Annotated in this window: 6 protein-coding genes; 3 read left to right on the plus strand and 3 right to left on the minus strand. The window is 70.8% G+C overall.

Annotated features, from left to right (window positions below):
- On the minus strand, positions 1–525 hold a 525-nt coding region (locus NQ160_RS15865; RefSeq protein WP_257516141.1), incomplete at its 3' end, for a DUF305 domain-containing protein.
- A complete protein-coding gene (locus NQ160_RS15870; RefSeq protein ID WP_257516142.1) occupies positions 522–1,241 on the minus strand; it encodes a DUF3105 domain-containing protein in 720 nt (239 codons plus the stop codon). The genes NQ160_RS15865 and NQ160_RS15870, both read right to left, overlap by 4 nt.
- A 154-nt stretch (positions 1,242–1,395) precedes the next feature.
- Between NQ160_RS15870 and NQ160_RS15875 the strand changes: the two genes are divergently transcribed.
- Complete coding sequence (locus tag NQ160_RS15875) at positions 1,396–2,775, plus strand: multidrug effflux MFS transporter (protein ID WP_374113665.1); 1,380 nt, start codon at positions 1,396–1,398, stop codon at positions 2,773–2,775.
- A gap of 115 nt (positions 2,776–2,890) precedes the next feature.
- Positions 2,891–3,559 carry a phosphatase PAP2 family protein gene (locus tag NQ160_RS15880; RefSeq protein WP_257516143.1) on the plus strand — a complete coding sequence of 223 codons (669 nt, stop codon included), beginning with the start codon at positions 2,891–2,893 and terminating at the stop codon, positions 3,557–3,559.
- Positions 3,560–3,619: 60 nt separating this feature from the next.
- Here the strand turns inward: NQ160_RS15880 and NQ160_RS15885 are convergent, their stop codons facing one another.
- Positions 3,620–5,104, minus strand: coding sequence for an MFS transporter (locus NQ160_RS15885; RefSeq protein WP_257516144.1), 1,485 nt, complete (start codon positions 5,102–5,104; stop codon positions 3,620–3,622).
- A 270-nt stretch (positions 5,105–5,374) separates the two neighbouring features.
- On the opposite strand from NQ160_RS15885, the gene NQ160_RS15890 reads away from it, so the two are divergent.
- Positions 5,375–6,732, plus strand: a 1,358-nt coding sequence (locus NQ160_RS15890) for an SDR family oxidoreductase (protein WP_257516145.1), incomplete at its 3' end; no start/stop codon positions are given.

Genomic DNA, 6,732 nt, shown 5'->3' on the forward strand with positions numbered 1-6,732 from the left:
GATCGCGCCCTGATGGTGGCGGATCATCAGCGACAGGAACAGGCAGTCGCCGGCGGTGCCCTGCGCCTCGGCGAGAGCGGTGAGCTCAGCGGGGGATGCCATGCCCATGGCCTCGCGCTTCTGCTCGGGGGAGAGGGTCGCCGTGCCCGTGACGCCGTGATCGTGACCGGCATCCGACGCCGCCATCCACGCCATGGGAGCGCCGCCGGCCTGCGGGAGCCCCCACTTGACCAGCCAGTCGAACATCTCGCCCCGCTGGCCGGCCTGCCCCGTGGCGATGTCGTAAGAAAGCACGCGCAGCTGTTCGTCGTCGGTCTTGCGATAGGCCGTCATCGCCATCTCGATCGCCTGCGCGTGGTGCGCCTGCATGTCGCGGGCGAACCCCGCTTCGGCGGAGTCGTTCGCGGGAAGAGCCGGACCGGATGCCGTGAAGGTCGAGAACCGGCCGGCGGCGAAGGCCACCGCGGCGACCGCGACCGCGATCAGCACGACCGCGATCCACCGACGCCGCGGGGCCTCGGTCATGACTGCTTGCCCGGACCGTCGATGGCGCCGGTGCAGGCGGCGTTGGGCTCAGGGACGCTCTGGCTGCGCCAGTAGGCATCCAGGAAGTCCTCGATGCGCTCGTCGTCGGGTCCGTCGAGCTTCAGCTGGGCGTTCCATGCGCTCATCACCACGGGCGCGTCGAGGCCCTCGTGGGGGGAGAGGAGCACGTAGCTCGACGGCAGCTTGGCCTTGATGGCATCCAGGCCCGCCTCGTCGACGGCATCCGCGTCGTAGGTGATCCACACGGCGCCGTGCTCGAGCGAGTGCACCGCGTTCTCGTTCGGAACCGGCTCGGAGTAGATGCCGCAGTTCAGCCAGGCGGCGTTGTGGTCGCCGCCGGCCGGCGGGGTCTGCGGGTAGGCGACGGTGCCCTCGACGTGGGTGGCGGTGTTCTCGAACGTCTCGACGCCCGGGATCGCCGTCCCGTCGCCGTCACCGCGGTCGTATGTGACGGGCTTGGGCGTGAAGACGATGGATGCCACGACGAGGGCGATGACCGCGATGGCCGCAGCGACGCCCACGGCCCACCAGACGAGCTTGCTGCGGCGACGCTTGGCGAGCTCCCGCTGGTACTGCGCGAGCTTCTCCTGCTTCTGCCGCTCACGCTGCTGCTTGACGGTGAGGGCGATGTCGGCCTGGGTGGCGGGGTTGCCGCTCACACGCTTGGTGGGGCGGTCGGAGGGTGTCGGGGTCATGTGTGATCTCGGTTCGGAGGGGCGCACGGGGCGCGCGGGGGCGCGACGGTCGCCTCAGCCTATTCGCACGCATAGGTCAACGGCTGGGAAGGAGCTAGACTCGTCCGGTTCTCGAATCGTTTCGACGATTCCGCCCTGCGACTCCCTGGATACCGTGCTCGATACTTCGCCCGTCCCCACCGTCTCCGCCGCCGACTCCTCAGGCACCGACCGCCCCGCTACGACCGGTGCCATCCGCACCGCAGGCCGCACGGCGACCGGTGCCATCCGCACCATGGGCGCCAACCCCACGACCGCTCCGATCGTGCTGCACCCCGGTGACGCGCTGTCGACCCGCCGCCGCGTGCTCTACGTCATCCTGCTCGGTGCGCTCACCGCGCTCGGGCCCTTCACGGTGGACCTCTATCTGCCGGCCTTCCCGGCGCTCGAAGAGGACTTCCGCACCTCCGCAGCGTCGATCCAGCTGACCCTCACGGGCACGATGATCGGCTTCGCCCTGGGTCAGCTCGTCGTCGGCCCGCTCAGCGACAAGGTGGGCCGCCGCGTGCCGCTCATCGTCGTGACCGCGCTGCACGTGGTCGCCAGCGCGGCGGCCGCGATCGCGCCGAACCTCGAGCTCCTCATGCTCGCGCGGGTGCTCATGGGCGCGGGCGCCGCCGCCGGCGGTGTCGTCGCGGCCGCCATCGTGCGCGACCTGTTCGGCGGTCGCCGGCTCGTGGTCATGCTGAGCCGCTTGGCGCTGGTGTCCGGTGTCGCCCCGGTCGTCGCACCGCTCATCGGCTCGGCGCTGCTGACCGTCGTGCCTTGGCGCGGCATCTTCGTGGCCCTGGCGATCTACGGCGTCGTCATGCTCACCTGCGCGGTGGCGTTCCTCCCCGAGACCCTGCCCGCGGCCCGCCGCGCTGAGCGGGGATCGACGACCGTGCTGCAGCGGTATCGCTCCGTGCTCAGCGACCGCGTCTTCATCGGCGTGCTCATCATCGGCGGCATGACCTTCAGTGGGCTGTTCTCGTACCTCTCGGCATCCTCGTTCCTCTTCCAGCAGACCTACGGCTTCGACCCCCAGCAGTACGGACTGCTGTTCGCCATCAACTCCGTCGGCGTCGTCATCGGCGTGCAGACCGCATCGCGGCTGGCCGCCCGCTTCGGCCCGCAGTGGGTGATGGCCTTCTCGACCGCGGTGCTCGTGGTCGCCGGATCGGCCATCCTGGTCTGCGACGCCCTCGACGTGGGCATCTGGGGTGTGATGGTGCCGCTGTTCATCTTCATGACCGGATGCGGGTTCACGTTCCCGTGCGTGCAGGTGCTGGCGCTGGACCGCCACGGCAAGGCCGCCGGCACTGCGCAGTCGCTCGTCGGCGCCGTCAACTTCGGTGTGGCGGGCCTCGTCTCGCCGCTCGTGGGGTTGATCGCGGGCGATGGCGGCATCACCCCGACGACGATGGCCTCGGTCATGGTCGGTTGTGGCGTGATCGGGGTGCTGGCGCTGTGGCTGGTCGTGCGTCCGCAGACGGTCGAGCGCCTCGCGCCGTAGCGCCTCGCGCCGTAGTGCTCGTATGCGCGGGCGGCTGGCGGCGGCGCGATAGCCTTTGCGGCAAGCCGTCCGCAAGCCCCCTCCGCCGGGCTGCCTGACGTCGCACAATGAGGTGATGGAAGCCCTCAACCGTCCGACTGCGCGCCTGCTCGTGCCCGGGATCGTGCTCGTCGCCCTCGCCTGCGCGCTGGGCGCGTGGATCCTGCAGCGCGGGCCCGAGCCCTTCGTGCTCGACCACTGGTGGAACCAGGCCCTCGTCGGGTGGCAGGTCGAGGCGGTGGCGGTGTTCTCACTGGCCATGAACTGGCTCGGCGGGGGAGTGTTCGGCGTCTTCGTTGTGCCGATCGGGGGAGCGCTGGCGCTGCTGATCATGCGGCGGTACATGGGTGCTCTGTACTTCGTGGCGGCGTCGATCTTCAGCGCCGCGGCGGTGCAGGTGCTCAAGCACCTCTTCGGCCGGGCGCGCCCCGAGGAGATCCTGGTGATCAGCGACTACGGCTCGTTCCCTTCTGGGCACGCCGCCAACGCCGCGACCCTCGCGGTGGTGGCCGCCGTGCTCTTCCCGCGGTTGTCGGTCGTGATCGTAGGGGCGGTGTGGGTGGTGCTGATGGCCTTCAGCCGCACGTACCTGCACGCGCACTGGCTGAGCGACACCGTGGGTGGGGCGATGATCGGCGCCGGGATGGCGCTGCTGCTGGCATCCGCCTTCGCCGTGCCGCTGCGGGCCGAAGCGACCCGCCGATCCCGAATTCCGCTCCGCGTCGCACCCGTTGCTGCCGAGTGAGTATTCGCGGGCTCGAGTGAGTATTCGCGCCGCCGAGTACTCACTCGGCGGCGCGAATACTCACTCGGCGGGGCGGTGGATGGGGAGCGGCATGGTCGAGGTGTCGATCAGCGGGTCCTCGTCCTGGCGCTCCACCACGGCCTCGGCTTCGGCGGGCGTCTCCACCGTGGGCACCGAGCCGAGCAGCGGCCGCTGCGCGGTCTCCTTCATCGCCAGCATGGCGACGCTGCCCAGCAGCGCGAAGAACATGATGTAGAACGCCGGCATGTACGTGTTGCCGGTGAGTTCGATGAGGCCCTGGCTGAACAGCGGGGTCGTGCCGCCGAAGAGCGACGATGCCACGTTGTACGCGATCGCCATGGCGCCGAAGCGCGATGCCGTGGGGAAGAGCGCCGGCAGCGTCGATGCCGCCACGGCGACGTAGAAGGCCACCGGCACCGCGACCATCGTCAGCGCCACGAAGACGGCCCACAGTTCGCCGATCTGCATGACGGCGAAGGCGGGAACCATGAGCACGAGCGTCGAGCCCGCCGCGATGAGGTACACCGGGCGCCGCCCGATGCGGTCGCTCAGCAGGCCGATGAGCGGCAGGCACGCCGACATGACGAGCAGCACCGGCACCGTCGCCACTGCGGCGGTGAGGTTGGAGACGCCGACCTCGTTCTCGAGGTAGGTGGGCATGTAACTGGTGAGCGCGTAGCCGGCCGTGTTGGTGGCGGCGGCGATGGCCACGCAGATGAGGACGGGGCGCCAGTGGTGGCGCAGGATACCGACCACGCCGTGACGCGCCAGCGGGTCATCGGCGGCGACGGTCGACTCATGCTCAACCGTCGTCTCGTAGGCCGGGGTCTCGGGGATGCGCAGGCGGAACCAGATCGCCACCACGCCGAGCGGGATCGCCAGCAGGAAGGGGATGCGCCAGCCGAAGTCGACCATCGCCGTGGGTCCCCAGACGCTCTCGGTGATGAGGGTCGTGAGTGCCACCACCGAGGCTCCCGCAGCGAACCCGACGTACGACGCGACGTCGAGCCACGACGACCAGAACCCGCGACGGCGGTCGGGGGAGAACTCGGCGACGTACGTCGTCGCACCGGCATACTCGCCGCCGGTGGAGAAGCCCTGCGCCATCTTCAGCAGGTACAGCGGCACGATGGCCCACAGGCCGATCTGATCGGAGGTCGGCAGCACCCCGATGAGGGCGGTGGCCACCGCCATGAGCGCCATGGTGAAGAACAGCACCCGCTGGCGGCCGATTCGGTCACCCAGCGGACCCAGGACGAGACCGCCGATCGGGCGCACCAGGAACGACACCGCGAACCCGAACAGGGTCACCAGCAACCCCCAGGGCTCCGGCAGGTCTGCGGTGAACACCATGGCGAGCGTGACGGCGAGGTAGCCGTAGATGCCGAAGTCGAACCACTCCATGAAGTTGCCCACGGCGGTCCCGCCGATCGCGGTGCGCACCCGCTTCTTGTCGACGACGATCACGTCGTCCACTTCCAGCCTGGGGGTCTCGGCCTCGGTCGTCTCTGCCTGTCGGGTCATGGGTCCTCCGCGTTCTCTCGCGCCGCGCGGGCGCGACGGACGTGTCCGTTCGGTCCGTCCCGGGTACCTTACGAGGCTGGGCGGACGACCTGCAGGCAGTTGGCACCGGGCGCAGCGGTGCGCTATCGCGCGCGGGCAACGGCGGTCCCTGCCGCCGCGGAGTGAGTATTCGGATGCCGGAGTGAGTACTCACTCGGCACCGCGAATACTCACTCGGCAGCCCACAGGGGGCGTGTGGCGCGCGGGGATGCCGCGACGTAACGTCGCGGCATGAGCGAACTCACTGCGGCCGACGCGGCCCTGCGCGCGGTGCCGCGCCCCGACGGCTCGGCTCCCCTGGCGCTGGTGCTCGGGGCCACCGGTTACATCGGCGGACGTCTGGTGCCGCGCCTGCGCCAGGCCGGATACCGCGTGCGCGTGCTCGCCCGCGACGCCGGCCGGGTGGCGGCCTTCCCCTGGGGTGACTCCGTCGAGGTGGTCACCGGCTCCGCCGAGGACCCCGACGCGGTGCGCGAAGCCGTGCGCGACGTCGACGTGCTGTACTACCTCGTCCATTCCATGGCCGCCGGCCCCGGCTTCGACCGCACGGACCTGCGCGCGGCCGAGACGGTCGCGGCGGCCGCCGCCGCGGCATCGGTGGGGCGCATCGTGTACCTGGGTGGCCTGCACCCCTCCGGCGGCGAGCTGTCACCCCACCTACGCTCCCGGGTCGCGGTGGGGGATGTCTTCCTCTCCTCCGGCGTCCCCACCCTGGTGCTGCAGGCGGGCGTGGTCATCGGCTCGGGCTCGGCCTCGTTCGAGATGGTGCGCCACCTCACCGAGGTGCTGCCGTACATGCCGGCGCCGCGCTGGGTGCGCAACCGCATCCAGCCGATCGCCGTGCGCGACGTGCTGCACTACCTGCTCGGGGCGGCGCGGGTGGATGCCGACGTCAACAGGGCCGTCGACATCGGCGGTCCCGACGTGCTGCGGTACGGACAGATGATGAACGGGTACGCCGCCGAGGCGGGTCTGCCGCAGCGGGCGATCGCGTCGCTGCCGGTGTTCACGCCGGGGCTCGCCTCGCACTGGGTCAACCTCGTCACGCCCATCCCGCGGGCCATCGCCCGGCCGCTGGTCGCGTCGCTGCAGAACGAGTGCGTCATGGACGACCACGCGGTCGACGACCTCATCCCGCCGCCCGAGGGAGGCCTCACCCCCTACCGTCGTGCCGTGCGCCTCGCACTCGGGCGGGTCGCGGCCGACGAGGTCGAGACCAGCTGGCAGGATTCCGAGGTGCTCGGCGCTCCCTCGGACCCGCTGCCGTCGGATCCCGACTGGGCCGGGCGCACCGCGTACACCGACGAGCGTTCCACCCTCACCTCGGCCGACCCGCAGCGGCTGTGGGGCGTGATCACCGGGATCGGCGGCGACAACGGCTGGTACTCGACGCCGCTGCTGTGGGCGGTGCGCGGGTGGATGGACAAGCTCGCCGGCGGTGTGGGCCTGGCCAGGGGGCGGCGCAGTCGTTCGCGGGTCGCGCCGGGCGACGTCATCGACTTCTGGCGGGTGGAGACGGTCGAGGAGGGCAGCATGCTGCGCCTTCGCGCCGAGATGAAGGTGCCGGGAAGGGCGTGGCTCGAGCTGCG

It is taken from the genome of Microbacterium sp. zg.Y909 (assembly GCF_024626565.1).

Bases quoted from the DNA above. Each gene is read 5' to 3' on its own strand.
- NQ160_RS15880 (WP_257516143.1), top strand. From the start codon at position 2,891: ATGGAAGCCCTCAACCGTCCGACTGCGCGCCTGCTCGTGCCCGGGATC.
- NQ160_RS15885 (WP_257516144.1), bottom strand. From the start codon at position 5,104: ATGACCCGACAGGCAGAGACGACCGAGGCCGAGACCCCCAGGCTGGAA.
- NQ160_RS15870 (WP_257516142.1), bottom strand. From the start codon at position 1,241: ATGACCCCGACACCCTCCGACCGCCCCACCAAGCGTGTGAGCGGCAAC.